General features: G+C 34.1%; 32 protein-coding genes. 20 read left to right on the top strand and 12 right to left on the bottom strand.

The window, feature by feature from the left end; translation table 11 throughout:
• The first annotated feature begins 5 nt into the window (after positions 1-5).
• Genes NPIRD3C_RS09910 through NPIRD3C_RS09900 form a run of 3 tightly spaced genes read left to right on the top strand, consistent with a single transcriptional unit; the run spans position 6 to position 2,464 of the window.
• Positions 6-1,007, top strand: coding sequence for an adenylosuccinate synthetase (locus tag NPIRD3C_RS09910; protein ID WP_148703985.1), 1,002 nt, complete (start codon positions 6-8; stop codon positions 1,005-1,007).
• Positions 1,008-1,056: 49 nt separating this feature from the next.
• Positions 1,057-1,743, top strand: coding sequence for a hypothetical protein (locus NPIRD3C_RS09905; protein WP_148703984.1), 687 nt, complete (start codon positions 1,057-1,059; stop codon positions 1,741-1,743).
• On the top strand, positions 1,724-2,464 hold the full coding sequence (locus NPIRD3C_RS09900) for an orotidine 5'-phosphate decarboxylase (RefSeq protein WP_148703983.1): 741 nt from the start codon (positions 1,724-1,726) through the stop codon (positions 2,462-2,464). Before NPIRD3C_RS09905 ends, NPIRD3C_RS09900 begins: the two co-directional genes overlap by 20 nt.
• Here the strand turns inward: NPIRD3C_RS09900 and NPIRD3C_RS09895 are convergent.
• The 4 genes from NPIRD3C_RS09895 to NPIRD3C_RS09880 all read right to left on the bottom strand — a co-directional run bounded on the left by NPIRD3C_RS09895 (position 2,444) and on the right by NPIRD3C_RS09880 (position 5,455).
• Positions 2,444-2,863 (bottom strand): bis(5'-nucleosyl)-tetraphosphatase, encoded by a 420-nt coding sequence (locus NPIRD3C_RS09895; protein WP_148703982.1) that lies wholly within the window; start codon positions 2,861-2,863, stop codon positions 2,444-2,446. The genes NPIRD3C_RS09900 and NPIRD3C_RS09895 overlap by 21 nt on opposite strands.
• Positions 2,860-3,633 carry a polyprenyl diphosphate synthase gene (gene uppS / locus NPIRD3C_RS09890; protein ID WP_237087667.1) on the bottom strand — a complete coding sequence of 258 codons (774 nt, stop codon included), beginning with the start codon at positions 3,631-3,633 and terminating at the stop codon, positions 2,860-2,862. Before uppS ends, NPIRD3C_RS09895 begins: the two co-directional genes overlap by 4 nt.
• Positions 3,634-3,738: 105 nt before the next feature.
• Positions 3,739-4,884 carry a DUF373 family protein gene (locus tag NPIRD3C_RS09885; protein ID WP_148703981.1) on the bottom strand — a complete coding sequence of 382 codons (1,146 nt, stop codon included), beginning with the start codon at positions 4,882-4,884 and terminating at the stop codon, positions 3,739-3,741.
• A gap of 70 nt (positions 4,885-4,954) precedes the next feature.
• Positions 4,955-5,455, bottom strand: a complete 501-nt coding sequence (locus tag NPIRD3C_RS09880) for a hypothetical protein (RefSeq protein ID WP_148703980.1) — start codon at positions 5,453-5,455, stop codon at positions 4,955-4,957.
• 249 nt (positions 5,456-5,704) lie between these two features.
• On the opposite strand from NPIRD3C_RS09880, the gene NPIRD3C_RS10915 reads away from it, so the two are divergent.
• The 7 genes from NPIRD3C_RS10915 to NPIRD3C_RS09850 all read left to right on the top strand — a co-directional run bounded on the left by NPIRD3C_RS10915 (position 5,705) and on the right by NPIRD3C_RS09850 (position 11,042).
• Complete coding sequence (locus tag NPIRD3C_RS10915) at positions 5,705-5,851, top strand: DUF5679 domain-containing protein (RefSeq protein WP_014963798.1); 147 nt, start codon at positions 5,705-5,707, stop codon at positions 5,849-5,851.
• A gap of 70 nt (positions 5,852-5,921) precedes the next feature.
• On the top strand, positions 5,922-6,344 hold the full coding sequence (locus NPIRD3C_RS09875) for a translation initiation factor IF-2 (protein ID WP_148703979.1): 423 nt from the start codon (positions 5,922-5,924) through the stop codon (positions 6,342-6,344).
• The gene (locus NPIRD3C_RS09870) at positions 6,344-6,640 is read left to right on the top strand and encodes a DUF424 domain-containing protein (RefSeq protein WP_148703978.1); all 297 of its coding nucleotides are present in this window, start codon (positions 6,344-6,346) and stop codon (positions 6,638-6,640) included. The genes NPIRD3C_RS09875 and NPIRD3C_RS09870 overlap by 1 nt, the downstream gene beginning before the upstream one ends.
• An 81-nt stretch (positions 6,641-6,721) precedes the next feature.
• Positions 6,722-7,501 carry a serine protein kinase RIO gene (locus tag NPIRD3C_RS09865; RefSeq protein ID WP_148703977.1) on the top strand — a complete coding sequence of 260 codons (780 nt, stop codon included), beginning with the start codon at positions 6,722-6,724 and terminating at the stop codon, positions 7,499-7,501.
• Positions 7,498-8,070 (top strand): KH domain-containing protein, encoded by a 573-nt coding sequence (locus tag NPIRD3C_RS09860; protein ID WP_148703976.1) that lies wholly within the window; start codon positions 7,498-7,500, stop codon positions 8,068-8,070. The genes NPIRD3C_RS09865 and NPIRD3C_RS09860 overlap by 4 nt, the downstream gene beginning before the upstream one ends.
• Entirely contained in the window at positions 8,057-9,943 is a 1,887-nt protein-coding gene (locus NPIRD3C_RS09855) for a DNA topoisomerase VI subunit B (protein ID WP_148703975.1), read from the top strand. The genes NPIRD3C_RS09860 and NPIRD3C_RS09855 overlap by 14 nt, the downstream gene beginning before the upstream one ends.
• Positions 9,930-11,042, top strand: a complete 1,113-nt coding sequence (locus tag NPIRD3C_RS09850; protein ID WP_148703974.1) for a DNA topoisomerase IV subunit A — start codon at positions 9,930-9,932, stop codon at positions 11,040-11,042. The genes NPIRD3C_RS09855 and NPIRD3C_RS09850 overlap by 14 nt, the downstream gene beginning before the upstream one ends.
• On the opposite strand, the gene NPIRD3C_RS09845 is transcribed toward NPIRD3C_RS09850, so the two are convergent.
• Positions 11,043-11,501 carry an Hsp20/alpha crystallin family protein gene (locus NPIRD3C_RS09845; RefSeq protein ID WP_026089900.1) on the bottom strand — a complete coding sequence of 153 codons (459 nt, stop codon included), beginning with the start codon at positions 11,499-11,501 and terminating at the stop codon, positions 11,043-11,045. It abuts the gene before it with no gap.
• Positions 11,502-11,572: 71 nt separating this feature from the next.
• Here NPIRD3C_RS09845 and NPIRD3C_RS09840 point away from each other — a divergent pair, with 71 nt between their 5' ends.
• Genes NPIRD3C_RS09840 through NPIRD3C_RS09825 form a run of 4 tightly spaced genes read left to right on the top strand, consistent with a single transcriptional unit; the run spans position 11,573 to position 12,901 of the window.
• Entirely contained in the window at positions 11,573-11,794 is a 222-nt protein-coding gene (locus tag NPIRD3C_RS09840) for a hypothetical protein (RefSeq protein ID WP_148703972.1), read from the top strand.
• A 43-nt stretch (positions 11,795-11,837) separates the two neighbouring features.
• The gene (locus tag NPIRD3C_RS09835; protein ID WP_148703971.1) at positions 11,838-12,188 is read left to right on the top strand and encodes a hypothetical protein; all 351 of its coding nucleotides are present in this window, start codon (positions 11,838-11,840) and stop codon (positions 12,186-12,188) included.
• Between the two features lie 21 nt (positions 12,189-12,209).
• Positions 12,210-12,608, top strand: a complete 399-nt coding sequence (locus NPIRD3C_RS09830) for a hypothetical protein (RefSeq protein WP_148703970.1) — start codon at positions 12,210-12,212, stop codon at positions 12,606-12,608.
• 8 nt (positions 12,609-12,616) lie between these two features.
• Positions 12,617-12,901 carry a hypothetical protein gene (locus NPIRD3C_RS09825; RefSeq protein ID WP_148703969.1) on the top strand — a complete coding sequence of 95 codons (285 nt, stop codon included), beginning with the start codon at positions 12,617-12,619 and terminating at the stop codon, positions 12,899-12,901.
• Here the strand turns inward: NPIRD3C_RS09825 and NPIRD3C_RS09820 are convergent.
• The 4 genes from NPIRD3C_RS09820 to NPIRD3C_RS09805 all read right to left on the bottom strand — a co-directional run bounded on the left by NPIRD3C_RS09820 (position 12,898) and on the right by NPIRD3C_RS09805 (position 18,568).
• Complete coding sequence (locus NPIRD3C_RS09820; protein WP_148703968.1) at positions 12,898-13,689, bottom strand: S-methyl-5'-thioadenosine phosphorylase; 792 nt, start codon at positions 13,687-13,689, stop codon at positions 12,898-12,900. The genes NPIRD3C_RS09825 and NPIRD3C_RS09820 overlap by 4 nt on opposite strands.
• The gene (locus tag NPIRD3C_RS09815) at positions 13,689-14,201 is read right to left on the bottom strand and encodes an adenine phosphoribosyltransferase (RefSeq protein WP_148703967.1); all 513 of its coding nucleotides are present in this window, start codon (positions 14,199-14,201) and stop codon (positions 13,689-13,691) included. Before NPIRD3C_RS09815 ends, NPIRD3C_RS09820 begins: the two co-directional genes overlap by 1 nt.
• A gap of 40 nt (positions 14,202-14,241) precedes the next feature.
• Positions 14,242-16,383, bottom strand: coding sequence for an alpha-2-macroglobulin family protein (locus NPIRD3C_RS09810; RefSeq protein ID WP_237087665.1), 2,142 nt, complete (start codon positions 16,381-16,383; stop codon positions 14,242-14,244).
• A 91-nt stretch (positions 16,384-16,474) separates the two neighbouring features.
• Positions 16,475-18,568 (bottom strand): AAA family ATPase, encoded by a 2,094-nt coding sequence (locus NPIRD3C_RS09805; protein WP_148703966.1) that lies wholly within the window; start codon positions 18,566-18,568, stop codon positions 16,475-16,477.
• A 103-nt stretch (positions 18,569-18,671) separates the two neighbouring features.
• On the opposite strand from NPIRD3C_RS09805, the gene NPIRD3C_RS09800 reads away from it, so the two are divergent.
• The 3 genes from NPIRD3C_RS09800 to NPIRD3C_RS09790 are packed head-to-tail and all read left to right on the top strand — an operon-like array spanning position 18,672 to position 20,626.
• Complete coding sequence (locus NPIRD3C_RS09800) at positions 18,672-19,133, top strand: hypothetical protein (RefSeq protein WP_148703965.1); 462 nt, start codon at positions 18,672-18,674, stop codon at positions 19,131-19,133.
• A gap of 51 nt (positions 19,134-19,184) precedes the next feature.
• Positions 19,185-20,036, top strand: coding sequence for a helix-turn-helix transcriptional regulator (locus NPIRD3C_RS09795; RefSeq protein WP_148703964.1), 852 nt, complete (start codon positions 19,185-19,187; stop codon positions 20,034-20,036).
• Positions 20,033-20,626, top strand: a complete 594-nt coding sequence (locus NPIRD3C_RS09790) for an RlmE family RNA methyltransferase (protein WP_148703963.1) — start codon at positions 20,033-20,035, stop codon at positions 20,624-20,626. The genes NPIRD3C_RS09795 and NPIRD3C_RS09790 overlap by 4 nt, the downstream gene beginning before the upstream one ends.
• On the opposite strand, the gene NPIRD3C_RS09785 is transcribed toward NPIRD3C_RS09790, so the two are convergent.
• Positions 20,609-21,709 carry a tRNA (guanine-N1)-methyltransferase gene (locus tag NPIRD3C_RS09785; protein WP_237087664.1) on the bottom strand — a complete coding sequence of 367 codons (1,101 nt, stop codon included), beginning with the start codon at positions 21,707-21,709 and terminating at the stop codon, positions 20,609-20,611. The two genes, NPIRD3C_RS09790 and NPIRD3C_RS09785, sit on opposite strands and share 18 nt — an antisense overlap.
• 114 nt (positions 21,710-21,823) lie before the next feature.
• Here NPIRD3C_RS09785 and rnhB point away from each other — a divergent pair, with 114 nt between their 5' ends.
• Positions 21,824-22,441, top strand: a complete 618-nt coding sequence (rnhB, locus tag NPIRD3C_RS09780) for a ribonuclease HII (protein ID WP_148703962.1) — start codon at positions 21,824-21,826, stop codon at positions 22,439-22,441.
• On the opposite strand, the gene NPIRD3C_RS09775 is transcribed toward rnhB, so the two are convergent.
• Entirely contained in the window at positions 22,438-23,154 is a 717-nt protein-coding gene (locus NPIRD3C_RS09775) for a fibrillarin-like rRNA/tRNA 2'-O-methyltransferase (protein ID WP_237087663.1), read from the bottom strand. The genes rnhB and NPIRD3C_RS09775 overlap by 4 nt on opposite strands.
• Entirely contained in the window at positions 23,099-24,595 is a 1,497-nt protein-coding gene (locus tag NPIRD3C_RS09770; protein WP_148703961.1) for an NOP5/NOP56 family protein, read from the bottom strand. Before NPIRD3C_RS09770 ends, NPIRD3C_RS09775 begins: the two co-directional genes overlap by 56 nt.
• Positions 24,596-24,680: 85 nt before the next feature.
• On the opposite strand from NPIRD3C_RS09770, the gene NPIRD3C_RS09765 reads away from it, so the two are divergent.
• Together NPIRD3C_RS09765 and NPIRD3C_RS09760 are read left to right on the top strand one after the other, a co-directional pair.
• Positions 24,681-25,592, top strand: a complete 912-nt coding sequence (locus tag NPIRD3C_RS09765) for a dihydroorotate dehydrogenase (RefSeq protein WP_148703960.1) — start codon at positions 24,681-24,683, stop codon at positions 25,590-25,592.
• Positions 25,576-26,388, top strand: a complete 813-nt coding sequence (locus tag NPIRD3C_RS09760) for a dihydroorotate dehydrogenase electron transfer subunit (protein WP_148703959.1) — start codon at positions 25,576-25,578, stop codon at positions 26,386-26,388. Before NPIRD3C_RS09765 ends, NPIRD3C_RS09760 begins: the two co-directional genes overlap by 17 nt.
• Positions 26,389-26,439 lie beyond the last annotated feature (51 nt).

Genomic DNA, 26,439 nt, shown 5'->3' with positions numbered 1-26,439 from the left:
ACAACATGACATCTACTGTTGTAGTTGGTGGATTTTTTGGAGATGAGGGAAAAGGAAAGATCATCTCATATTTGGCAATCAAAGACAATCCAAAGATAATAGTTCGTGGTGGCGCTGGCCCAAATGCCGGACACACCATAAAAGATGGCGAAAGAGTTTACAAAGTTCGAATGCTTCCAAGTGGATTCCTAAACAAAGACGCCAAAGTCATGATTGGTCCTGGCGTTGTGATTAATCCCGATGTGCTAAAAAAAGAGATTGAAGACTTTGGCGTTTCAGGACGTGCATTCATTGATAAGCACTGTGGAATTATTGAGGAGACCCATCTTGCCAGAGACTCTAAGGGTGATCTAAAAGAGAAGATTGGTAGTACTGGTTCAGGAACAGGTCCTGCAAATGCTGATAGGGCAATGAGGGTTTTAAAATTAGCAAAAGACTTTGATTCATTGGCTTCTCTAGTTACAGATGTTCCTTACGAGATTAATTCTGCTTTGGATAAAAATGAAAATGTGTTAGTTGAGGGAACTCAGGGAACATTTCTCTCATTGTGGCATGGGACATATCCTTTTGTTACTTCAAAAGATGTGACTGCTTCTGGAATATGTGCTGATATTGGACTAGGCCCAACCAAAGTAGATGAGGTAATTGTAGTCTTCAAGTCTTATGTTACGCGTGTAGGCACTGGACCTCTTGATAAAGAACTTTCACTTGAAGAAGCAGAAAAGAAAGGTTGGTCTGAGTTTGGAACTGTTACTGGTCGTCAACGTAGAGCAGCTGATTTTGATTTTGATTTAGCTAGGCGTGCAATCATGCTTAATGGTGCAACACAAATCTCAATTACAAAGTTAGATGTACTGTTTACAGACTGTGCAGGAAAAACTTCGTATGATGAACTATCTGATGATGCAAAAGCATTCATAAAAAATATTGAAGATAAATTAAACACGCCTGTTACAATTATTGGAACAGGACCCACTGTCAATGATGTTATTGATAGAAGAAACTAGGCTCCAAAGTTTTGGATAAGTTTAATTTGTTAATTGATCGTAAATCTTCGTGGAACAATCTCCTGCTTCTCCTATTGACAAACAACCACGTTACATTCAAGTTAACTCCACCTTAGAATTTACTAGGCTCGTTTGTGCACTTGAGCGTGCGCCACGCGTATCATTTTTGCATGATCATGATGGTAGAAAAATCTTATCTGTTCAAATGGATGTTCTAAAAGAAAAACCAATTGTATACTTTACACCACTTGAACAAAACGGGCATTATCTTCGTTATGGTCTGAAGGGAGGAAAAGAAGAATCTGAAATTGTAGATACAACTTCTGATTCTAGCAAATTGTATTCCCCAATTGTTCGAATAAAATCACTACCAAAAACTTTGAAACCTGGAAATGGAACTCTTGATAGATATCAACCAATTGAATTAGAAGATATGTCTAGTCTTGCAAAACTAACTTGGGGATTTGAAGAAATACCATTTCCACTCTTCTTATTCCCACACAATAACAAATGGCTTCTTGGGGTTTTCATGAATTTTCATGAAGAAGGAACTTCATATTTTTGTCATGTATTACTTGATAAAGATCCAGAAAAACCATTCATGAAGTTCTCCACAAGTAATGTAATTGAACCAACATTTGTTGATAGTCCATCTGAGCACGGGTATTCATATATCAAAATAATAAAATTAAAAGACACTCACCCATTAGTTGATTATGCCCACCTTCAAAACTAGACTGGCAGAGATTGCAAAAACAAATGGCAAAGTAATTCTTGCCAATGATTATGATCCATCTGTAAAGAATTTAGAAACTAAAACCATCTCAAATATCAAAAAACTACATCCATACCTTTGTGCAGTGAAATTAAATTTTCATTTACTGCTACCACTAAGTGGCAAACAAATTTTCAAAATAAACAAGACAGCTCATAGATATGGTCTGCAAACAATTGCAGACATTAAACTAAATGATATTGGAAATACTAACAAAGTAACTACAGAAAATTTATGGAGTTTAGGATTTGATGCAGTAATTGCCAACCCCATTATGGGATTGGATAGTTTGAAAAACCTGGTAAAATCTGCTCACAAAAATGGTAAAGGTGTGATTACATTGTGTCATATGAGTGCCCCTGAGGCTAAATTGTCCTATGATATGGAGATAAAACTGCATAAAAAACAACAACTCTATCAGTTATTCTTAGATTGGGCCCTTACTGCCAAAGTTGATGGCATTGTAGTTGGGGCCACATTTCCAAAAATTATCCAATACTGCTCCAAAAAGGCTGGAAAAAAACTCAGTATATTTTCTCCAGGCGTTGGAACTCAAGGTGGAAATGCAAACGAAGTAATTTCCTCTGGAACAAATTATCTAATTGTTGGAAGAACCATTCTAAATGCCACAAAACCCGTAGACGTGGCAAAAAATTTACAATTAGACAGTTTTGGTAAGTAGCGATTGAGCTTTTGTTAGAACCGTCTTTGCATTATCAAAAGTAGTTTTATCCATCGCGGTATTGTAATCTATCCAAGTGTAATCTAGATGTTCATGTGAAATGTTTACTTGTTTAGTTTTTGTCTCAGCCAAGAAAAAAACTACTTTTTTGTGAACTAATTCTTTTTGGTACTGAAAATTATATTCTATCCATTCCTCAAAGTCATCTATAAATATGATATCAGTAATACCTGTCTCTTCTTTTGTTTCCCTAATTGCAGTTTCGTGTGTTGATTCGCCTTTTTCCATCTTTCCTTTAACAAAATCCCAATGTCCAGAAGGATAATGCAAAAGTAAAAACAAGTTTTTAGAATCCTCTCTTCTAAACAATACTATTCCTGCTGATGTCTCTTCTATCATTTTCCTAATCTTCTTTTTCTCTCTTGAAATGTTCTAATTGCTCTCATCAAATCTATCTTCCTAAATTCTGGCCAAAAAATGTCCATAAAAACTAACTCACTGTATGCACTTTGCCACATTAAAAATCCACTTAGTCTTTTTTCTCCAGACGTACGTAAAATCATATCTGGTGATGATTGTGGTAAATGTGATGTGTAAAGATTTGATTCAATCTCTTTTTTGGTAATCTCATCAACACTTAGTTGACCTTCTTTGATTTTTTCACCAATCTTCTTTACAGCATCAACTAATTCATACTGACCTCCATACGCTAGTGCAATATTTAGAAAATGATTATCATAGTCTTTTGTAGCATCATCTAGTCGTTTTAGAACTTTCTTGATAGATTCAGGCAGTAACTCAATTCTTCCTATCCCTTTTACTCTCATCTTACATCTGTGAATTCGTGGATCGTTGTACAGCTTTTCTAATCTCATTCGAATCAGTTCATACAAATGGTCTAGTTCTTCATCATTCCTATCCAAATTCTCAGCAGATAGCGCATACAATGTAACAATTTTGATATTAAATTCTTCACACCAATCAAGTAGATTTTCAACAGCGTCTGCACCTTTCCAGTGTCCTGCCTTTGGAATTGTTAAATGTCTTTTAGCCCATCTTCTGTTTCCATCTAAAATTAATGCAACATGGTTTGGAATGTCTCCATTTTGGATTTCGTTTTCTAGCCTTTTCCCATAAATCTTGTAAAGGCCTGATAGCTGAAAAATCACATCTTTAATTTTGCTAATGTCAGTTCACCTTTTGATAATTACTAGATGATTAAAGATATCAGTGTTTTTGAAAAAATTCAGGCTACAGATAATTCCAGGCTCAAATTAGTCTGAAACCATCTCTTGATCTTTATGTTTTCTGTATTTTTTGAAGAGAATTGTGGCTGAAATCAATGTAGCTGCAAGACCTCCAAGAAGTGGTGGAATCAAGGTAAATGAACTTACATCAGAAATCATGATGTTAGTAAATTGGTGTATTGTTGGATACAAAGCAATTAGAACAATTATTCTTAAAATGTCACTGATTTGTCTTGGTACTCCACCAATCCAATTACTAAGTAATGTTCCTGCAAATATTGCACCAAGACCTGTCCACAATATTGGTAACACTCCTGCAACAAATTGACCGATAATTATTTGATCAGTAATCTTTCCAACAAGTCCTGTATCTGATTCAATTAGTTCTGGATCAATTGCAGTAATTCCAGCTGGTATTGATGAAAGTATTAGCAGTACTCCTGCAACCATTGTAAACATTCTGATAAAGCCCATCGGTGTTGGCTTTGACCAGCTTGACCAGACTCTATCGATATCAAATGCCCTAATTAAAAATGCTCCACCTAAAATGCTAACAAGTACTGCAAATATCTCTGCAGTATAATCAAATACTGTTGCAATTCCTCCAATCAGTAAAAGTATTCCAGGAACTCCCAAGAAAAATTTTGAATATCTTGAATCATATGCAATCATTTTTAGATATTTCCCAAAAACAGCATAAGAATACTCTACACTTCTACTCACTTTCATTACAACACGTTGTACTGAAACTACTGGTAGAACATTTTGAATAACTGGGATAACACTTTCATCGTCTTCCCCATCTGAAACTATTACGGCACCATTTGCAGAAAATTTTTCTAATACTTTTTTTGTTTCATTAAGAACCTTCTCATCAGCTTGTACTCCTCTGTCTTTGACTCCTGCAACTGTAACTACTTCAACTTGATATCCCTTGCTTACCAAGTCTTCGTATGTTTTAATTGCTGAAAATATTGAATTTGAATCTGCATCTTCAGGATCTTCTAATGCTAATCTCTGTGCTGCCTCAATACAAGCATCTCTCCCAATTACTGGGGTTACTATTCCTGCTTTTTCGCCCACATCGTTGTCTCTGTCAATACAAATTACAAGTAATTTGTTAGCAGTTGATGCATTAACATCTTTTTCAACTTTGTCTGAGCGCTGAGACATCCATCTTGTATCTCAGAATTGCTTTTTAACGATTTCCAACAATTATGATTATTAAAATTCGGTTTTGAGGCTAACCTGGCCTTGACTCATCAGAGATCTTGATCAATTCTAATGATTCTGCCTTTAGTGATTCAATTTTTTGTATTGTCTCTGAAATTTTTTCTTGTGATCTTTCATTTTCTATTAGCTTTGCTAGAACTTTGGTCTCTCCAACATACGAATTAAATTTCTTCATAGCATCCATGTAACTAATATAGCTATTTTGCCATTCTTCAGGTGGTTTTGATGTAACAAATTCACTGATCTGAGATGTTACTTGCGATGATGTAATGTCAGCTGATGCAATGTATTGTTCAGGTGTTATCTCACCGTCTAGAAGTTTTTGATACTCAATATCTGTTGATTCTTGTAGAACTTCATGAATGCCTTTTGCCCCATCTAAATAATTTTTATAGTCTGTAACGATAAATGTGGTTTCATTTTGTTGGGGAATAGTCCATACAAAAAAACTTGCTCCAGTGATTGCAGCTAAAATAATTGTTGTGATTGCAACCCCCTTTTTTGATGCCATTTTACTTTCTTAATTTCTGGGAGTTTATAATTGATAATCTCTGAAGAAATTTCTAATTATCAAACAAATATTCGAAAAATTAGTTTTTGACATAATCTTGGCCATATTTTTCTAAAAAATACTAACATTCGTTAAAATTTTTGAATATGGGCTTTTTTTGACGCACAAAAAATTTACCTACATCTAGCCTGTAGTTAAATAATTTTCACAGCCTCTTCCTAAATACCACCACGTTTGACAATTTTTAGAATGGTTACAGCATATTGCGTAAAATGCCGCGAAAAAAGGGATATCAAAAATCCTAAAGAAACTAAACTAAAGAATGGACGTCCTGCCGTAAAAGGTACATGTCCTGAATGTGGAACTAACGTTTTCCGAATAGGAAAAATGGAATAATTTAGAAACAAAATCCACACGATTCTTCTTTTTCAAAACCCATATAGGGTCTAGTCTACACCGTTTTTTAGTGACCAAAGCAGAATATGAGAATCTACTCAAAAGGATACAGGATAAACTAGGTGATACTGAAAAGGAATCTACTGCTAGGTTTGAACTTCCTGTTGTAGATGTAATGTGGGAAGGCCAAAAAACTTTCTTACGTAATTTTTCTGAATTTCCAAAGGTTCTCCGAAGAGATCCTGACAAAGTGTTACAATACTTGTCAAAAGAATTTGCAGTTCCTGCTGAAAGAATTGGTGATAAGGCCATGTTTATTGGAAGACGTGATCCTGATGATTTTACTCGATTGTTCCAAATTTATGTTAAAGATTATCTTGAATGCCCAACTTGCAAAAGTCCTGATACAAAAATTCTAAAAGAAAATCGTATTTCATTTTTGATTTGTGAGGCGTGTGGTGCAAAATCTACTCTAAAAGGTAAATATGCATAATGCCATTTGCAGTACGACAAACTGATTATCAAAAAAATCCAATGTTGAATATTTGTGATGCTGAACTATTGGGCAAAACTATTGTTGAAGGTGAATTAAACATGCACATCAGTGAAAGCTACTATGGAGAAAGATTTGTAGATAAAGAAGAAGCTGAAGTATTACTAAAAAATTCTGCTATTATTAACATGGTTGGAAATGAAACAATATCTTTATCAATTGATTTGGGGGTCGGTTCTGAAAATGGTGTTAAAAAAATTTCTGGAGTCCCTTTTCTAATTGTTTTTAAAATGTAGAATGTCATTTGATGTTTTTAGTTCTAATGGATTTATTGAAAAAAAGAAATTGATTTTATCTAGTAGAGGTATCACTAACTAATGACAGATATTCTAAGTAAAAAGCTAGAATCAAAGTTAGACAAAAAATTGATTTCAAAATCAAAAAGAAAAACTTTGGAAGATGGTTTCAAAAAGGGCAAAGTGGTCAATGAAGTTTTAGACAAGCCAACTGTCATGACTTTGTACAAAATGATTACAGATCATGTCATTGCTTATGTCAATGGTGCTGTAAGTGCTGGAAAAGAATCTGTTGTTTTTTGGGGAGTTGATGAAAATGAATCTAATGTAGCCTTGAAAATTTATCTTGTAAGTACTTCAAATTTTAAAAAACGTGAGCCATACATTCTAGGTGATCCTAGATTCTCAAATGTAAAAAAAGGAACTAAAAATCTTGTATATCTCTGGGCAAAAAAAGAATACCGAAACCTGACTCAATGCTTTGAGGCTGGAATTCCAGTTCCAAGACCATTGTATTTGACAAATAATGTGTTGGCAATGGAGTTTGTGGGAGAAGATGGTGCCCCCTGCAAGTCTCTATTGGATTCTCAAGTAGATGAAGATGACTACAAACAAGCCATTCAAATTATTAGTGAAATGTACAAAAAGGCAAAACTAGTCCATGGAGATTTTTCAGAATATAATATTTTTAAGACTGAAAAAGGCCTAGTGGTTTTTGATTTAGGATCTGCAGTTGATTTGAGACATCCTAATACTCAAGAATTTCTTAAAAGAGATATTAATAACATCACGAGATTCTTCAATAAAAGAGGAGTTTCTGTTGAAGATCCAGATGAATTATTTGAGGATATTGTAAAATGAGCTTTGAAAAATTACTTCGTATCCCTAATGATAGAATAGCTGTATTGATTGGTAAATCGGGTAATGTTAAATCAAAAATTGAAAAATTGTGTCATGTTTCTTTAGACATTGATGGTGATACTGGAGAAGTACTGATAAAATCAAATGGTGATGTTGCAAAGATACAACCATTTAAGGCAATGGAAATTGTTACAGCAATTGGTAGAGGATTTTCTCCTGAAAATGCTATGACTTTGTTGAAAGGAGAAAACACATTGCATGTTATAGACCTTAGAGAATTTGCTGGAAAATCTACTGCAAATGTTGAAAGGATAAAAGGGAGAATTATTGGAGAAGGTGGTAGAGCAAGAAGGAATATGGAAAATCTTAGCAGTACTTATATCTCAGTTTATGGAAAAACTGTTTCAATTATTGGTGATGCAAGTAAATTACGACTAGCTGTTGATGCAATATCTTCTATTTCTAGTGGAAGTATGCATGGTGCAGTTTATGATAAATTAGAAGCTGCAAATAGAAAAGAAAAACAAGAAAAAATGAAGTTGTGGGAAGATCAAGATGTCTTCTATTAAAGAAAAATTCAATCAAATCTCTCCTAGTGAGTTTTTCTATAGTAATCGTGACTTGGCAGGATTTAGTAATCCTACACGTTCATTATATACTGCTGTTAGAGAGTTTGTCGAAAATGCTTTGGATGCATGTGATCAAAAAGGAGTTTTGCCTGATGTTCACCTGACAATTAAGGCAGTTGAACCTGATAAGCCCGACCCCAAACCGTATATTTTGACTGTAAAAGATAATGGACCAGGCGTTGACGCAAAACACATCCCACTTGCATTTGGAACTGTTCTTTATGGTTCAAAATTTGGATTAAAACAAGCAAGGGGTATGTTTGGTTTGGGTGCAACAATGGCAATCCTATATGGCCAAATTACAACCAACAAACCTGTAGTGGTAAAAAGCTCAACAGATGCAAAAATTCAGAATCAGTTTGAAATCCTATTGGATATTCAAAAAAACAAACCAGTTATTGTAAAACACACTACAAAGGAAATTTCAAAAAAAGGCCTTTCTGTTAGTATTTGTTTAGAAGGTGACTATTCTAAGGCAGGAAACAAAATCCGAGATTATGTTTATGAAACATCTCTGATTACACCTTATGCAACAATAACATTTGATGATCCAAAGGGACAAAAGTTCCACCATCCACGATTTGTAAAAGAAATACCACCTCCACCAACAATTATTCGACCACATCCACATGGAATTGATGTTGAAAGAATTAGAAGAATGATAGTTGAATCTCAATTTGAAATACCAACAATTGATGACACAATGATTGAAAAAGTTAGAAAAGACTTGGGATTATCAAAACAAAATCTTAGCTTCTCTGCTATTATGGCAAAAGCAAAAAAGAAATGGAAAAATCTTTCTCGTCAAGTTCGTGTTGTGATAGCTTTGATGTCATTTCTTAAAATGGATTTTGAGAAACTAAGTAAAATTAGAATTGAAGATCTTGATGTACCTAACAAAAAATTGTATTATTGGGATTTTGGAGATTCTCAATCAAAAACAGTTGAAATGGATCCTGAAAGCCAATACTATAAGCAATTAACCAATACAGTTCAAGGAGAACCTCTCACCACTTTTCTGACAAAAAGATTTCAGCGTATAGGACCTACTACTGCAGTAAAATTTGCAGAGTTTGCAGGATTCAAGCCTGAAAAACGTATGGGAACGCTAACAAATCAAGAACTAGTAAACCTTAGTGATTCTCTTCAAAAGTTCGATGACTTTATGGCACCTGATTCAAGCTGTTTGGCTCCATTGGGAGAAGGACCTCTTGAAAAAGGAATTCAGAAATTCTTCAATCCTGATTTTGTTGCCGTAGTCCAGCGTCCAGCATCAGCCTATTCTGGATTTCCATTCATAGTTGAGATGGGAATTGCATATGGTGGCGATATTAAAACAGGTGGCCCTCATGTGTATAGATACGCAAACAGAATACCACTACTTTATGATGAGGGTAGTGATGTAGTACTAAAAGTTGTAAATGATACAGATTGGGGACGATACAAAGTAAAAGGTGATCCACCATTTATCATAGTATCTCATATTTGCTCCACTAGAATTCCTTACAAGACTGCAGGAAAAGAAAATGTCGCTGATAGACAAGAGATTGAACGTGAATTGAGATTGGGATTGCAATTCCTATCAAGAAAGTTGGCAGCATTCATGTCAAAAAGAGGACAAGCTGAAATGGCAAAAAAGCGAGCAAATCTTTATGCAAAATACATTCCAATGATCGCAGAGTTTTGCACAGAGCTTGCAGGAAAGAAAAAACAACCCAATTATAAGAAAATTTTAGATGAACTAGAACCTGCTGAAACTAAACAAACAGAAACTAAAACACTAGAGGAGGAAAAACCAATTGAAAACAAATAAGGAAAAAGCAAAAGAAATTAGCAAAAAGGCAAAGGAAAAGCAAAAAAGTGTTCTTGAATCCCTTAAAAACCATGGAGCAAAAATCTATGAGGATTTAGAAAATGGCCAATTCCCAAAATTCTCAATTCCAAGCAGATCTGTAAGTAATATTGTTTATGACAAAAAACTAAGGCAGTACATTCTAGGAAACTCTAATGCCTTGAGAAGTGCTAAAAATTCTGCCCAACTACGCTCCTTTACACAATTGATGTGGCTTGCATTCTTTGCAAATCGTTTAACACAAGAAAAAAAATCATCCACCTTGAGAGATGTGTATTACTCTTCGCAAGCCTTTGCAATAGAGTTTGAAGATCAATCAGAATCTGATAACATTATTGTAGATTTAGAGGCAGTAACATCCAGGCCAAGAGAAGATTTCCATATTTTTCCAGAAGAGCGAAGCTCAATTTTCGGTGATCTGAATATTGAATATACAATTCCAGGCTATGAAGGCAAAAAAATGAATTTGTCAAACCATCCAGATGGTTATTCTATTGGACCTAGTTTGACTACTGCTGAACTAGTTGATACTAGTGCTGAAATTGTAATTGCAATTGAGAAAGGCGGTCTTTTTACAAGATTTGTTGAAGAACAAATTGATAAAAAATTCAAGTCTATCATCATAAACACTGGTGGGCAAGCTCCACGTTCTACTCGAACCTTACTAAAACGTCTACATGATGAATTGGGATTACCTGTAATCATTTTGACTGATGGTGATGTGTATGGAGAACATATTGCAATGGTAATAAAATCTGGTTCTGCAAATGCTGCACATCTAAGAGAATTAACAGTACCTGATGCAAAATGGGTAGGGGTTTGGGCTACTGATATTGAAAAATACAAACTACCAACAATTCCAATGACTGAATCAGATATTAAGAGATGTTATGATCTTCAAAAAGATCCAAGATATGAATCGGGAATTTGGAAAAAGGAATTAGAAGTATTTTTGAGATTAAAAAGAAAAGCAGAACTTGAGGCATTTGCAAAATATGGTCTTACTAATATTACTGATAAATATCTGCCACAGAAATTAGAATTAGCAAAAAGTCTTTAGCTATTTTATTCTAAGTGTTAACACACCGTTTCTGTATTTGAAATCAAATATTTGCATATTGTTTGCTCCTTCTATTGGAACTTCTTTTGAAAACCCTGCAGTTCCTCTGATGTATAGCATTCCATCAACTAGCCTTACTGCAATCTTGTCTTCAGGACCTGGAACTTCAGCAACAAAAACAAACTCTCCCTCGCCTTTGATAAGGTCATATACCCAGTTTTTCTGTTCTTGCTCTCTTGATTGTGTATAAAGTGGCTTTTGGTCTTTTGTCATCTTTTTCAAAACTCTAACCCAGTAAAACATTGTAAGTGCTGCTGCCCCAATTAAGAAGAAACTAACAAAACCTGAATCTGCTCTTTGGGTCATAATGTAGATTATTCCTAAAAATAATATTACAATAATTGGTATTACAAAATTCAGTGATTGCTCATTTGAATATGCGCCCTTATAACTTGCCAAACAGTCACAATTTGGGTTTACCAAATATAAAGTATCTTTGGTTTTTATTACCACTTTTGAAATTTGAGCTATTGTCCGAGGATGAAAAATTTTCAAAACTAACAAAGCGTGAAATTATGATAAGGGGAGCAGTAATTGCTGTAATCATATCTGTTCCTTCTCTTATTGCGTTTGTTCTAGTTTGGATCTTTTTTGATGACATGATTTTAGGTGCAATTCTAGGTGCAGTAATTCATTTTATTGCGATGGGATTTTCCCTAAAAATTTCTAAAAAACTTCTAGTCAAAAAATGATGTATGGATCATGTTTTATTACAAATAATTTACTTGAAAAGTAATGGACTCTAGAATTGAAGATGATTTGATCTCTGAAATTCATTTGAATCCTATACAAGCCAAAGTATACTTGCTTGTTACTTGCTATGGTAAAATGTCTCCACAAGTAATTTCAGAAAAATTAAAGATATCCTTGGATGATGCGCAAAATACAGCAAAGGATCTAATGAATTTAGGTGCATTCATAGATATTTCTGAAACCGAATTTGAGGCAATGCATCCTAGATTTACTGTAGTTAACATGTATAGACGAATGTGTGAGAGAGAAAATATTGAATTTAAAAGAAATAAACTTGTTGATAGCATAGGTGTGATATTAGAAAAGCCATATGATGATGCAAGAACTAAATAATGCTACGATTTTTGAACAACATTGACTATTGATACTGAAACATGTAAACATCAACCTGTTTACTTTGGTGTAGTTAACATCAACATCGATGAAAGAACAATTGGCTCAGTTGATGTATGGCGATGTGGTGTGTGTAAGAAAAGATTTTGTGAAGAAAAACAACTTGGAATTGAAGAGTTGGCTGATCTTGTAGGGATGCCAAAAATTGATTCTGATGCAAAGTGGGGAGTTACTGTTTGTAAATTACAGCAGGGAAAATACAAGTGGAAATTAGTAAAATTAAAAGAAAATGGTGAAATCAAGCATGAATGCCTTGATGAAAAGATAATTCCTTTAACAGTTAAAGATTACAAGGTTGAAGATGAAAAACATTGGAGCTTTTTGATTGACGATAACGTCAACAAAGCAGTTGAAATTTAATTTCTGAAATGGAACTCAAAGTTCACATTAACAATATACATGGTAGTCAAATGGCTGCAAAGATTATAGGTAAATTCACTTTAGATAATAATGATTTTCGCTTTACTGCAATAGCGTTTGGTAGAATTGGTGGACAAAATGTTGGAGCAAAAATTTCTAAAGATACTGAAAAAGAATTAAAAAAATTGGGTTATGATGTTGAAGAGGTAATAATGACTCTTCAGAGAAATTTACTCCAAGGTGACATGTCTCTTCCAGAGGGACTCAAAAAAGAATCCTTTGTTGATGACTAGAATTCTGCTTCTTCTAGTGCTTTTGCACAAGAACAACTTCTAGTTTTAGGAATCTTTTCAATTAACTCTGTTAGTATTTTTTTTGTTCCTTCAACATTTTTTGACAGTGTTTCTAATACATCTTTTGCAGTAACAGGCTTTTCTGCCCAAACATCATAATCAGTTACTGTTGAGATTGATGCATAACAAATCTGTGCTTCTCTTGCCAATTGACATTCTGGAACTAGAGTCATTCCAATAATGTCTGCACCAGTTGTCCTATAGAACTTTGATTCAGCTTTTGTAGAAAATCTTGGGCCTTCAATACAGACGTATGTACAATCTTTGTGAATTTTGATATTTTGATTATCTGTAACTTTAGTGATTGATGAATGTAACTCTGGACAAAATGGATCTGCCACTGAAATGTGAATAACCCTGCCATCTTCAGAAAATGAACCATCTCTTGATTTTGTAAAGTCTAGAAATTGTGATGGCAATACAAAATGTCCCGGCTCTAACTCTTCTTTTAAACTCCCAACTGCTGAAGGTGCAATTATTCTTGTAACTCCAAGTTCTTTGAATGCCCAAATGTTTGCTCTAAAATTAATTCTGTGTGGTGGAATTGTATGTTTTTTCCCATGTCTTGGAAGAAAAGCAATTTTTCGTCCTTTGAAAGTTCCTACTGTAATTGTATCTGATGGCTTCCCGTATGGTGTGTCGATATCTATTTCTTGTGTGTTTTCTAATAGTCCTGAATCATAAATTCCAGTACCTCCAAAAATCCCTATTTCCACATCTTTTTCCATTAATACTTCACCAATGATTTACAATCATACTTGCTTATTCCTTTCATACCATTAAGCTCTGTCAGTTCTATAATGAATGCAAAACCTACTATTTTACCACCTACTTTCTCAATTAATTTTGCAGATGCTTTGGCGGTTCCTCCTGTTGCAAGCAGGTCATCACAAATGAGTATTCTTTGTCCTTCTTTGATGATGTCTTTTTGAATCTCTATTGTGTCTTTTCCATATTCTATTGTGTATGAAGTTTTTGTGGTTTTTCCAGGCAGTTTCCCTGCCTTTCTGATCATTACCATTCCTTTGTTGTATCTTGCAGCTAGAATACACGCAAGAATAAATCCTCTTGATTCAATACCTGCAAAAAGATCAATGTTTTTTGGATGAAAATGCTTTGTAAATTCATCAGCAATTACTGTCATTGCAGATGGATCTTTTAAAATTGGGCTAAAATCTCTAAATAAAATCCCTTTTTTAGGAAAATTTGGATACTCTGCTATTTTGTCTTTTAAGTTCATATTGATTTTGTAAATTTAGGCGAAATAAAATTGTTTGATATTATTTTATCTCAAATGTAGTTTCACCTGAAGTGAATGCGTCAGATACTTTAATTGTATATGTTCCTGGCTCAGTATCTTTTGGAATGATCCATGGTTGGTTTATCTCGCCTTGAGATGATGCCTGAAATGATAACGATTCAATAACCTGTCCATCTGCATTCACAATACTTATCTCTACTGTCTGCTGAACTCCAACAACCTTTATTTGAAGTGTATTTCCATATCCTGGGATCTCAGCACCCTCTTCAACGATAATCTGCATACCTTCAACTATTGTCGATAATACTTCAATTTCTATAGTGTCAAAATTTGAACCACTTTTTGCAGTAATTGTCCACATTCCACTTTTTCCATCTGATGGAATTCTAAATGAACCTTCAGAAATTTTTCCATTTTTATCCGAAAAAGTTTCTTTTTCTTTTACTATATTTCCATCAGGATCTGTCATTGTTATTGTAAGTAGAACATTTTTTGCTGTGTCTCCTAAAATTAAAACAGAATCTCCTGGTGTATACTTCAATTTTGTGGTGTTTATCTGAATCTCTCCTGAACCAGTTTGTAATCCTACAGTAAAAATCTCGGTACTTTGTGCACTACCTTTACTAGCTACAGCGGTATACACTCCTGATGCATATCCTGATAAATCTAGTTCATATTTTGCAGTCCCATCTGCTTGTAAAGTAATGGAAATTGTTTCACCTTTTGGTTTATCCGATGGATCGATAATCAACAAACTAACAATTTCAGATGCTACCCCCGTAAGTGAAATTACTGCAGTATCTCCAGCACTATAATTTAGTCTATCAAATTCTAAATTAACTGGAATTGCGGGCAGTTGACCTAATCCTGCAAAAATAAATTCTATATCTTTATCCTGAGTGGCAATTAGAGTATAAGTGCCTTTAATAGATGATTGTTCTGTTTGATATTCAAATTCAACAAAACCTGATTCATCTAACTGAATGATGTCTGAAAATAATTCTTTTCCTTGAGGATCCTCCAAAATAATTTCAATTGGTTTGTTGGGTACTGCAGTTCCATTAAACTTTAGTAACTCCCCCGGTTGAAATTTCAAGTTATAAGGAGTAATTATTATTTTTTTATTTGATTCAACTGTCCAAGATTTTAGAATACTTTCTCTTCCATCAGTAATAACTGCATTATATTTACCAAATGGTGTGTCTAGTGGAATAGCTATTGGTTCTGCTAATTTCCAATTTCCTTTAGCATCTACTTCTGCTGTTCTTGAGTTGATAATATCTCCATCTTCTGTTTTAATCTCTGCAGTGATTGCACTCTTTGGTGCCCCTGTACCTGAAATATCTAACAAGTCCCCTCTATGTATTATATTTGGAATTCCTTTGATTGTGAGTTTAACATTTTCTGTCTCTGGAATTCGGTTTTCAATTTCTCCAATTCTTAGACTAATTTTCTTCTCTTCTCCTTTACTATCTTTTATTTTAAAATCTACTCTGTCTGCATTCTGATTATCAGGAATTTTCATTGTTGTCATAAAGTGACCGTTTTCATCAGTTTCAAAACTACCGATTTTTGAATTATCTATGTAAAAATCAAATTCTTGTGATGCCCCAAAATTATCTCCAGTTACTCTTATAGTTGAACCCATGTTGGGTTTTTCTGGAACTATTCTAAAAATAGAATCAGAAAGAATTCCTATATCTACAGATTTTTTATCTGGTTTAATTTCTGTATTCTTTATAACTTCGGGCAATTCTTTTGGTAATACTTTTCCCATGCCCTGTTCTTTACTTTTAATGTCGATTGCCTTCCAATTAATTCCAGGATTTTTGTTATCTGTCTTTACACCAAACTTTACTGATTCTCCTTTTTTAATTGATTCAGGAGATGTAAAAATAATTACTCCTTGAGGCGTTTTTTCACCTATCCATCCTTTTTCTGTTTTAAAAGATTTAAAATTAAAATCTGCACCAAGCCAAATTCTAAAAGTATTGATTTCTGTATCTGAATCATTTGTAAATTCTATGATTACTGTTTCCTCTAGTCCAATACTCTTTGCATTAATCTCTTCAGCGAATGTATTTGATGGAACTAAAATTAGTGTTATTGAAAATAATAGTATAACTGAAAGGAGAATTCCTCTCATAGAGGATGTATTCATTAATTTCAAACCATTCATCTCTAACTTAAACCTTAAAGGCTTTTCCCTATCTTTCTATTTTTAAATTCAGTATTTTTCATGAGCAAACTTCTTAAGCTTTGGCCTTTTGAAACTTATCTAAATCTGACTTTGTATTGACATTCTGGTATTGTCTAATTCGTTCTGCAATTAGTCTATACAATGATCTAAATTGATCTTTTGTTTTATCTGAGAGAAAACTTGTTTCCTCCAGTGCAATTTTTTCACAAATGTATCTGGTAATCTCTTCATTGTTAAATTTGCCCCAATCATCATCATTATGTTCCTGCCAAATCTTTCTTAATTTTTCCAAATTACCTTTACCATCTTTTGATAGAACATCATCCGGGGTAAGATTTGAGAATCCCTCTCGTCTCAATTTAATCTCGTATGTCTGATTAACTGGATGCAAATAATCTTCAAGTACAATATAGTCTTCAATTGATTCAAGCTTTTTGCCTTCCAATTCAAAGAAAATAGTCTGAATAGGTGAAAATTCATTTGAAACTAGTTGGGCTGAAATTTGTTTTGATTCTTCAGTGTTATCTAATAGAATAAAGGTCCTGTATCCATGGTTTCTATAAAAAATTGCTAGAGGTAGAACCGAGTTTTTGTTGTATGCTGCAACTACATTGAGTGGATTCATTGAGATATTTGGATCTTGTAAGAATTTGTCAAATGCATTTAGATACATTGAATCTGATATCGTCTCTACAATGATGACTGGTCTGGAATTTGTTCCTATTTCTCTATCTACGATAGATTCTACTTGTCCTCTTGATAACCCATACAAAATAGGAGTCAGCGTTTTGTCATCTGCATTCCAATAATCATAAAATATTCTACTTAGATGCTTTCGTTTATCTAACTCTACTACAAGTAAATTTCCTGGTGTGTAATCAAAGATCATAAATGGTGAATGTGTTGCATACAAAACTTGGTTGGAACCTGCCAAATTTTTTAACAAATCTGAAATTCCCATTTGTTGAGTTGGATGAAGGTTTCTTGCGGGTTCATCTAAAAGTAAAATTGCTTCTTTTAATTCTGCTCGTTGTGTTTCAGCTGCAAAGTTTACAATAAAAGAAAATGTCCATTTGAAACCTTCAGCTCGTCTATTTAGTAATCCTGTGTTAGTTACTGTCCCATCCCTGTGAACATCTGAGATTACAACACTCATGATGTTTCCTGGGTTGTATCTCAAGTCTACATGGATTGGGTCTCCTTTCCATGCAGGATTTAGTTTACTTGTTAATCTATTACTTGCAGTATTGAGTAGTTTGATACACTTTGATGGACTCTCTTTGACCTCTTCTAATTCATTCATGTCTAGTTCTGCTAGGTAGAAGAGATTTCTTACCGTCTCTGCCTTGTCAAATTCTTCTACATATTCAATAGAATCTGCTCTCTCCCCTTTCTCTTCTCTAAGATATTCGTTGAGATTTATGTTGCCATAGATTTTTTTATAATCTGAAAAATAAACAAACCTTGGATGCAGTTCTGATTCAATAAAGTTTTGTAGAGCTGTTTTCTCACTTTTTCCACTTAGTAAATTTGAAAACTGATTTTCTGGACTCTCATAAATTTTTTCCCACTCTTCAATTACTTTAGGTTCTTGAATTGCAATGACATGAAATTGATTGCTAAATTCTGCCATTCCTCTGTCAAATGATTCTTGATTATTTGGAACACCTCCCTCAAAAAATGATGTGTCAATTTGAATTCTAAGGTGATTTGGAATTGTATCTAAGAATTCTATTATTTGTTTTGAGAAATTCTCCCAGGAATTAAGTCCCTTACTTTCTTCTTCTCCAAGTTCAATGTCATCAAACTCATATTGGACTTTGGGGCTTCTGTTTGTCCTAAATAATCTAAGCTTTTTTATTTCTGGCAGGCCTGGAAATTTTTCTTTTAGCATTTCAATTTCATGCTGATTTAATTCAAATTCCCCTTCAGCTAGTCTAATCTCGTCTTTGAGTTCTTCACTCATTTCGTCACAAAGATCTAGTTCTGAAATCTCTTCATCTCTATTCAAAAGAGTTAGTGCTTGAAGTATGGTCGTTTTTCCACTTTCATTTCTTCCCACAAATGCTGCTAAATCGCCAACTGTTATTTCACCAGAATCATGAATGCAACGATATGCCCTAACTCTGAATTTTCTAAGTCGCATCTAGCGATATTTAGCCGGCTACGATTTAACTCATTCGTCAAATTGATCTGAAGTCAATAGTTTTGCTAAATAGATATAGGGGAAACAGTAATTTTAAAACAAAATGGCATCAAAGAGAATTTTTATTGTATTTGTCTTACCAGTAATTTTTTCAGTAGCTTTTGGTTCAGCCGTTATGGGTGATATTCTTCAAGAACCTGATAGGGAGCTAAACATGATACCATCCATGTCTTTTTCTGGAGGATTATCTTCACATGGTACTGAAATTGAAATAATTGGACTATCAAAATCATATTCTACTTCTGAACCTGTAGAAATCTCAATTGAAATAAACGATGCCACTTTTGACTGTGGAGATCTTTATGTAACAATTTACTCTGGAAAAGATGTAATTACTCAAGGTGGGTTTTTTGAACAATGTTTTGGTGAAAGAAACGAATTAATTCCAATTGGGGATAAATTTTCAAAAGTAATTGATACTCCGGGCTCTTACAAAATCGTAGCTGAAATGATATCAAAAGATCTAAAAAACATCTCTATTTCTGGAGAATTTACTGTTAAATAGGAATGACTTTATGGAAAATATGAAATTAAATTTAAAAAATAAGGTGATTTGATGGCAAAGAAAAAAGATGAACTAGTTGATGAAGCAAAGAAAATCAAAGCTGAGATTGATGCTCTTAAAAAGAAAAAAGATGTTCTAGATTCTACTTTAAAAAAGACTAAATCAAAACCTGCAAAGACAAAGAAAGCCGATGCAAAACCTGCAAAGACAAAGAAAGCCGATGCAAAACCTGCAAAGACAAAGAAAGCCGATGCAAAACCTGCAAAGACAAAGAAAGCCGATGCAAAACCTGCAAAGACAAAGAAAGCCGATGCAAAACCTGCAAAGACAAAGAAAGCCGATGCAAAACCTGCAAAGACAAAGAAAGCCGATGCAAAACCTGCAAAGACAAAGAAAGCCGATGCAAAACCTCCAAAAGAAAAAAAATTAACTAAAAAAGAAATTGAAGAAGCAAAAAAAGAAGCTGAAAAAACACTTGAAGAAGAACTAGAAGAACAATTATCTGATGAAGAAATTGAAAATTTCCAAATTGAAAAAGTTGACATGGAAAGACTCACAAACAAAGTTTGTGATATTTTAGCTGAACGTGAATCAGAAGGGATGTTTCAAAGTGAATTGTGGAAGAAGCTTAAACTTACAAGTCGTGATGGCTCTCGTTTAGCATTAAAACTTGAAAGAATGGGTACAATTACTAGAGAAAAGATTCTTGAAAAAAATCGATGGACTTACAAATTAATTCTAAAAAAGACACCAATTAGTACTCAATCTATTGAAAATGCTCCCTGTTTGGTTTGTCCCGTTGAGCAGAAATGTTCTCTTGAAGGTGAAATCAGTCCTAGAAATTGTCAGTTCATTGAAGATTGGGTAATTGCTGAAATGAAAAAACCTGCGAAGGCCAAATGAAGTTATTAGATGCTAGAAAAGATCACTATCGAAAATTAGCACATGAGCAAGGTTTTCGAAGTAGAGCTGCATACAAACTCAAAGAACTAAATCAATCTTACCGGCTTATTGGTCCTGGATTCTATGTTCTTGATCTTGGTTGTGCTCCTGGTGGTTGGACACAAATGGCTGTCAAATTAGCAGGAAATCAGGGTAAAGTCATGGGTATTGATTTGTCATATGTTGAAGAAATTCCTGGTGCTCATATTCTTAGAGGTGATATTGAAGATGAGAATATGGTTGATGAGATAATGTCTTATTTTGGACGTAAAGTTAACGCTGTAATTTGTGATCTTTCTCCAAAAGTGAGTGGAAATTGGTCAGTGGATCATGCCAAGCAAATATCTTTGAATTATGATTGCACAAAAATTATGGATAAAGTATTGGCACATAAAGGCAATGCTGTTTTCAAAGTTTTTGATGGGGAATATTCTATGGAATTTAGAGATTACATAAAGAAAAAATTTGCACGCATCAACCTTACAAAACCGAAGGCAAGTAGAAAACAAAGTAGTGAGTTATACTATGTATGTTTAGGCTTTACTGGATAGTTGAAAAATTTCAATTATCTTATTTATTTTTGCATTTGTTCTAAACCCTGTTGGATTAAATGATGTGACACTAGCAACAAAACCATTTTTTTGTAAATTTTCTATTACATCTTCTAATTTTGGTGGTGATGTCTTCATTTTCTTTGCAATTTCATCTAGTGTATAATATGTTGGAGGCATTTCTGCTTCTAATAGACATTTGTTTAGGGTTTTTTCACAAACTTTGTCAACTTGTAAATTTGAAATTTGAATTAACATATCTTTCAGAAAATCTTTATCAAAAATTTTTCCAATCCATAGTGGACCTGCAATTCCAATTTTTAATTTGCATAATTCACATTCTTGTTTTTGTTCGAATGAAATTTTTCGATATCCGCAATTTTTACAATGTAAAATATATCCAATGTTTTCTTCCTGATCTGGTCTGTTTAGAACTTTGACATATGTTCTATAGTAATGCATATCACTTTCAACAAACATTGGTTTAACTTCAACTCCTAATCTTGCTGCTACTACTCGTAAGCACCCAAGCACCAATCTAATTGCCATCTCATTTCCATATTCTACTCTAATTGGAATTCCACCATACTTCCTCTTGCAGGCACTCTGAAAAAGCCCATTTAACACCTGTAAATCTGTGGCTGCAGTTGATAATATTCCTCCATGCATGGTTGCACGTATTCCACAGTCAAAAAATGCTGCCGGAGAACCAAACGGATCTATATCTACAATAGAACCTCTTTGTCCTTTTTTTGAATAACTGCTAAAAAATCTGCATACTTCTTTTTCAGTAAATTCTACGTTTTTAATTCCATTAAGATTAGCTGAATACTCTGCCATCTTTAATGCAGTTGGATTTAGATCATTGATTACCAAATTGTCAATTTTTAATTCATTTGCAACTCGTAATCCTCTAGCCCCAATTCCTGCTAGTCCTTCTAAGAAAATCTTTGGACCTTGAAATTTTTCTATAAATGCTGCATATGCAATTATTGAAAAGTCTCTGTTTAGTTTTGCTTTTGGATTAAAAAATGCTGGTTCTTTTGGTGGAACCTTTTCTGTAATAGATCCTTTTGGAACCAACAACTTTGTTTTCCCCTCAATAATTTCTTGAAAAGATTCACTTGGTATGTCCAACATTCTTCTATTTTTTCAAAGCCTATAATGGTTTAATACTTGTGTTTAAGGACAAAATTCGTGCAAATCTGTGGAGTTGATGATGCTGGACGTGGTTCTATGTTAGGTCCACTAGTGATTTCTGGAATCTCTATTGACAAAAGAAAATTAAGAAAACTCTCTTCATTGGGTGTTAAAGATTCAAAGAAACTTTCTCCAAAAAACCGGAATCTTCTTTACAAAAAAATTATTCAACTAGCCGATAGTTATTACATTGCAAAGATTCCTCCAAGATCTATTGATGCAAGTGTAAAAAAACATGGCTTGAATCAATTAGAGGCAAAATATATGGCAAGGGTTGTCTCAAAATTAAATCCTGACACATCATATGTTGATTCATGTGATGTAAATCCTAAAAGATTTGGAAAAGAAATATCAAAATTATCTGATAATCATAAAATCAAGTCTTTTCATCATGCAGATAGTAGATTTGTTATAGTATCTGCAGCCTCTATTCTTGCCAAGGTTACCCGTGATCGAGCAATTGAAATACTGAGAAAAAATCATGATTTGGGAAGTGGGTATCCATCTGATTCAAAAACTGTGAAATTTGTGACTAAATATTACAAATCTAATCATACCCTGCCTACATTCGTGCGAAAAAGCTGGAAACCTGTACAGAAAATATTGAATGATTAACCTCTAGATTTTGCAATAACTATTGCATGGTCTTTATCATATGGATGCAGATCAATTGATTGTAATACTTCAAATTTTGGTTGTAATTTTTGAGTTTCTTCTTCTATGATTTTTTTTGGTGATTTTGTTACGTCAATACTTCTTGTTTTAATTACCAAAAAGAAATAACCGCCTTTCTTTAGGAACATTTCACAGTTATCTATTGCAATTTCTGTCTGATCAGGTTGTGCAATATCCACATAAACTACGTCCACTTTGCCAAATACTGAAAAATATTCTTTTGGTCTTCGTGCATCTTGTAAAATTGGCATAATATTTTTTCTATATGCTGCAACTCTATCTAAAAAATCCCTTGCAACTCTACTTGCATGTTCTACTGCAAATACAATTCCACTTGGTCCAACAATATCTGAAATATGACTTACAGTGGTTCCAGTTGATGCTCCTAAATACAACACTTTGGTTTTGTTTTCAAAAGGAAAGTTTTCTAATTCATTCATTATTGCAGCTGCTAGTTTACTTCTAAATGGATCCCATAGTCTGTATTCTATTCCCTTTTTGACAATTAGTTTTTCTTTGTATACTTGATTACCTGGAACTAAATTTTCAGTAGCTAATTTTTGCTGGCCTTCAGATTTTATCCAGAAAAATGCTGGATTATCTTCTTCCAAACTGTTTTCTCTTTTTGTTTTTATTTGAACTTGGTCTGTCATCTCTACGTCCACCTCTGTCATCTCTACGTCCACCTCTATCATCTCTACGTCCACCTCTGTCATCTCTACGTCCACCTCTGTCATCTCTACGTCCACCTCTGTCATCTCTACGTCCACCTCTGTCATCTCTACGTCCACCTCTGTCATCTCTACGTCCACCTCTGTCATCTCTACGTCCACCTCTGTCATCTCTACGTCCACCTCTGTCATCTCTACGTCCACCTCTGTCATCTCTACGTCCACCTCTGTCATCTCTACGTCTGGAATTATCTCTAAAGTTACCTCCATCTCGTCTAAATGATTCTGGTCTTCTGATGTCTTTTTCTGTTGGATTTTCATATTTTTTGCCAATTTCATCCACTCTTACATTGAGTTTTTCAAGTAATGTTTTGTTTAACCCGTCACCATAGACGTCAACTCTTGCAGCAATGACTGCTTTTGCCGCAATTGCACGTGCAATTTTTCCTCTTTGCCATCTAGGTGCAGCATGAACCATTGCATGTTGGAATAGTAATCCATGTTTTGGTGGTTGGGAACCTGTCTTCAATGATCTAAACAATGCTTTTTCAGCTCCAAGAACTTGAATTGTACTTGCTGGAAGTGATGCTAATCTCTTAAGACTGCCTGCTCTTCCTAAAATTCTGGCACCTACTGCAGTACCAAGTATTGCAGAAAGATTTGGTGCAATCGTTTGCATTTCAGATTCAACATGTTCTTCTAGTTTTTTACGTAGATCATGAAAATCTAAAATTTGTTTTGCAATTGATTGAACGATTGCAAGATTAACATCTGATATGTCTCCTCCCCTACTTTTTGTAGAAATTAAAGACAACATCTCAACTTTTGATTCTGGAAATCCTGCATCTTCAAAAACTTGTTTTGTTAATGATTCACGTTTTCCTGCCATAACAATTTGTGCATATCCGTTAATACTATCAATCACATTATCTAGCTCAGGAAAATGTAATCCATACCATTCTCTTAATCTAGAACTTAGAGCATTTGCAATTTTATCGATTTCATCTAATGAATTAATTGCTTGAATGATGTGAAGATCTGGACTCTCAGATACTTCTGTAACTTTTGAAGATGATAATCCTAAAGCAAACTCTCTTAGTTTTCCTAGTGCGTCTTGTGGATTAGATGCAAAACCTGAATCCACAATAATCTGTGGTTTTGATGCTTGAATTCTCTCTAATTCTGAATCCTCCATTATTTGAGAATCTATGTTATTTTTTTTCAAAATTGCAAGTAATGCATCATCACTTACTGACACTCCTCTTTGAATTGAAGCTAAATAGTTTATGAGTTCATTTAGTTTTGATTCCTTGTTTTTTACTAGTAGATATTCCTTAACAGGATTTGAAAATGGAAATGATTTTTCTAGTTTTTCATCATCAAAAACTGAGATTCCCAATTCTGTTAAAATCACAGAATACATGTCTAGTTCAATCTAAACCACCTTTAAAAAAGGTATTAGAATCGCAAATCAACTGTTATATTCGAAACTCCCCTCATTAATCAAAGTGGAGCCCAATCTTGTAACTTCCATAGGTCCTATTCGATTAGATAGGCCTGTAATGCTAGCCTCTGGGATATTGGGGATTTCACTAGATGTTTTTAATCGCCTTTATCGTTCAGGTGCAGGGGCTGTTGTTACAAAGTCTCTTAGTACTGAACCTTGGGAGGGATATCCCAACCCCACAATCTTTAGTGTTAAGGGTGGTGGATGGATTAACGCTGTAGGCCTTTCCAATCCTGGAGCTGAAAATTTTGCAAAAATGATTGAACCAAACAAAGACGTGCCAATTATTGTTAGTCTTGTAGGTTCAATCCCTGAAGACTTTGAAAATATGATAAAACAATTTGAAAAATGTAAAGTGACTGCCTATGAATTGAATCTGTCCTGTCCACATGTTGCCAAAGTTGGATTAGAGGTGGGAGATGATCCTGAACTAGTCAAAAAAATTGTCACTACTGTCAAAAACTCAACAAATGTACCCGTAATTGCTAAAGTTGGGTTAGGAACTACTCACTATCTCAATACTGTGGGAACCGCCATTGAATCTGGAATTGATGCAATTACTGCTATCAACACAGTTAGAGCAATGGCAATTGATGTTGAAACACAACGTCCAATTCTTAGCAATAAATTTGGAGGTCTGTCTGGAACTCCCATAAAACCAATTGCATTAAGATGTGTTTATGAAATTTCTTCTAAATATGATATTCCAATTATTGGATGCGGTGGAATTTCTACTTGGGAGGACGCAATAGAATTTTTCTTGGCAGGAGCTTCTGCCATACAACTTGGAAGTGCAATTGGTGATAATTGGATAGATGTGTTTGATGAAATTAATACAGGGATTTTACAATACATGAAGAAAAAGAACTATTCTAAAATTGAGGATATGGTGGGACTTGCAAAGAAATCATAATCACACAACAATTGTAACTGTTGAAAAGGTAATTGATGAAACTCCAACTGTTAGAACTTTGATTTTTTCTGATGAAGTCATGTCAAATGTTCTTCCTGGACAATTTGCAATGGTTTGGATTCCTGGAATCAATGAATTACCAATGAGTGTGATGATTTCAAATGAATCTGGTAAAGCAGCATTTACTGTTAGAAAACATGGAGCCGCTTCAACTGGTTTGTTTAATGTACAGGTAGGACAACAAATTGGAATTCGTGGACCTTATGGAAATTCTTTTGATCTTAAAGAAGGAAAACTTTTGCTAGTTGGTGGTGGAACTGGTCTAGTCCCAATGATGAGATTATTAATACATGTCAAACCTACAGATGATGTTACTGTCTTGATTGGTGCAAAATCAAAAGATGAAGTATTTTTTGAAGATTTGGCAAATAGACTTTTGGAAAATAATGTCCACAAAGTAATTGTCTCAACTGATGATGGAAGTTATGGTGAAAAGGGCTTTGTCACTGATTTAGTTGAAAAACATCTGAGTCAAGCAAAATACGATGCTGTTTATGTTTGTGGGCCTGAAATAATGATGTACAAAACTGTTCAATCTGCTCATTCTAGAGGTATCTTTGTTCAGGCCAGTCTTGAGCGAATGATGAAGTGTGGTGTTGGAATATGTGGCAGTTGTTGCATTGGGGAAGATCTTGTTTGCAAGGATGGGACCGTTTTTGATGGAGAACACCTGTCCAAAAATAAGGAATTTGGCAATTTTCATAGGAATAAGGCTGGAATTTTAGAAAATTATTAGATTTGACCAGCAAGGTTTAAAATAAATCATAAAATTAATTTCGTGAAGGGA

It is taken from the genome of Nitrosopumilus piranensis (assembly GCF_000875775.1).
GTDB classification, from domain to species: domain Archaea; phylum Thermoproteota; class Nitrososphaeria; order Nitrososphaerales; family Nitrosopumilaceae; genus Nitrosopumilus; species Nitrosopumilus piranensis.
The sequence above is the reverse complement of the archived record's forward strand: the minus strand, read 5'-3'. Positions and strand labels throughout refer to the sequence as shown.

Coding starts and splice junctions, on each gene's coding strand:
- NPIRD3C_RS09820 (WP_148703968.1), bottom strand. CDS start 13,689: ATGGAAAAAGATGTGGAAATAGGGATTTTTGGAGGTACTGGAATTTAT.
- NPIRD3C_RS09865 (WP_148703977.1), top strand. CDS start 6,722: ATGACAGATATTCTAAGTAAAAAGCTAGAATCAAAGTTAGACAAAAAA.
- NPIRD3C_RS09810 (WP_237087665.1), bottom strand. CDS start 16,383: ATGAATACATCCTCTATGAGAGGAATTCTCCTTTCAGTTATACTATTA.
- NPIRD3C_RS09805 (WP_148703966.1), bottom strand. CDS start 18,568: ATGCGACTTAGAAAATTCAGAGTTAGGGCATATCGTTGCATTCATGAT.
- NPIRD3C_RS09910 (WP_148703985.1), top strand. CDS start 6: ATGACATCTACTGTTGTAGTTGGTGGATTTTTTGGAGATGAGGGAAAA.
- NPIRD3C_RS09900 (WP_148703983.1), top strand. CDS start 1,724: ATGCCCACCTTCAAAACTAGACTGGCAGAGATTGCAAAAACAAATGGC.
- NPIRD3C_RS09880 (WP_148703980.1), bottom strand. CDS start 5,455: ATGGCATCAAAAAAGGGGGTTGCAATCACAACAATTATTTTAGCTGCA.
- NPIRD3C_RS09885 (WP_148703981.1), bottom strand. CDS start 4,884: ATGTCTCAGCGCTCAGACAAAGTTGAAAAAGATGTTAATGCATCAACT.
- NPIRD3C_RS09870 (WP_148703978.1), top strand. CDS start 6,344: ATGCCATTTGCAGTACGACAAACTGATTATCAAAAAAATCCAATGTTG.
- NPIRD3C_RS09775 (WP_237087663.1), bottom strand. CDS start 23,154: ATGACAGACCAAGTTCAAATAAAAACAAAAAGAGAAAACAGTTTGGAA.
- NPIRD3C_RS09795 (WP_148703964.1), top strand. CDS start 19,185: ATGGCAAAGAAAAAAGATGAACTAGTTGATGAAGCAAAGAAAATCAAA.
- NPIRD3C_RS10915 (WP_014963798.1), top strand. CDS start 5,705: ATGGTTACAGCATATTGCGTAAAATGCCGCGAAAAAAGGGATATCAAA.
- NPIRD3C_RS09815 (WP_148703967.1), bottom strand. CDS start 14,201: ATGAACTTAAAAGACAAAATAGCAGAGTATCCAAATTTTCCTAAAAAA.
- NPIRD3C_RS09895 (WP_148703982.1), bottom strand. CDS start 2,863: ATGATAGAAGAGACATCAGCAGGAATAGTATTGTTTAGAAGAGAGGAT.
- NPIRD3C_RS09860 (WP_148703976.1), top strand. CDS start 7,498: ATGAGCTTTGAAAAATTACTTCGTATCCCTAATGATAGAATAGCTGTA.
- NPIRD3C_RS09800 (WP_148703965.1), top strand. CDS start 18,672: ATGGCATCAAAGAGAATTTTTATTGTATTTGTCTTACCAGTAATTTTT.
- NPIRD3C_RS09855 (WP_148703975.1), top strand. CDS start 8,057: ATGTCTTCTATTAAAGAAAAATTCAATCAAATCTCTCCTAGTGAGTTT.
- NPIRD3C_RS09770 (WP_148703961.1), bottom strand. CDS start 24,595: ATGTATTCTGTGATTTTAACAGAATTGGGAATCTCAGTTTTTGATGAT.
- NPIRD3C_RS09790 (WP_148703963.1), top strand. CDS start 20,033: ATGAAGTTATTAGATGCTAGAAAAGATCACTATCGAAAATTAGCACAT.
- NPIRD3C_RS09835 (WP_148703971.1), top strand. CDS start 11,838: ATGGACTCTAGAATTGAAGATGATTTGATCTCTGAAATTCATTTGAAT.
- NPIRD3C_RS09825 (WP_148703969.1), top strand. CDS start 12,617: ATGGAACTCAAAGTTCACATTAACAATATACATGGTAGTCAAATGGCT.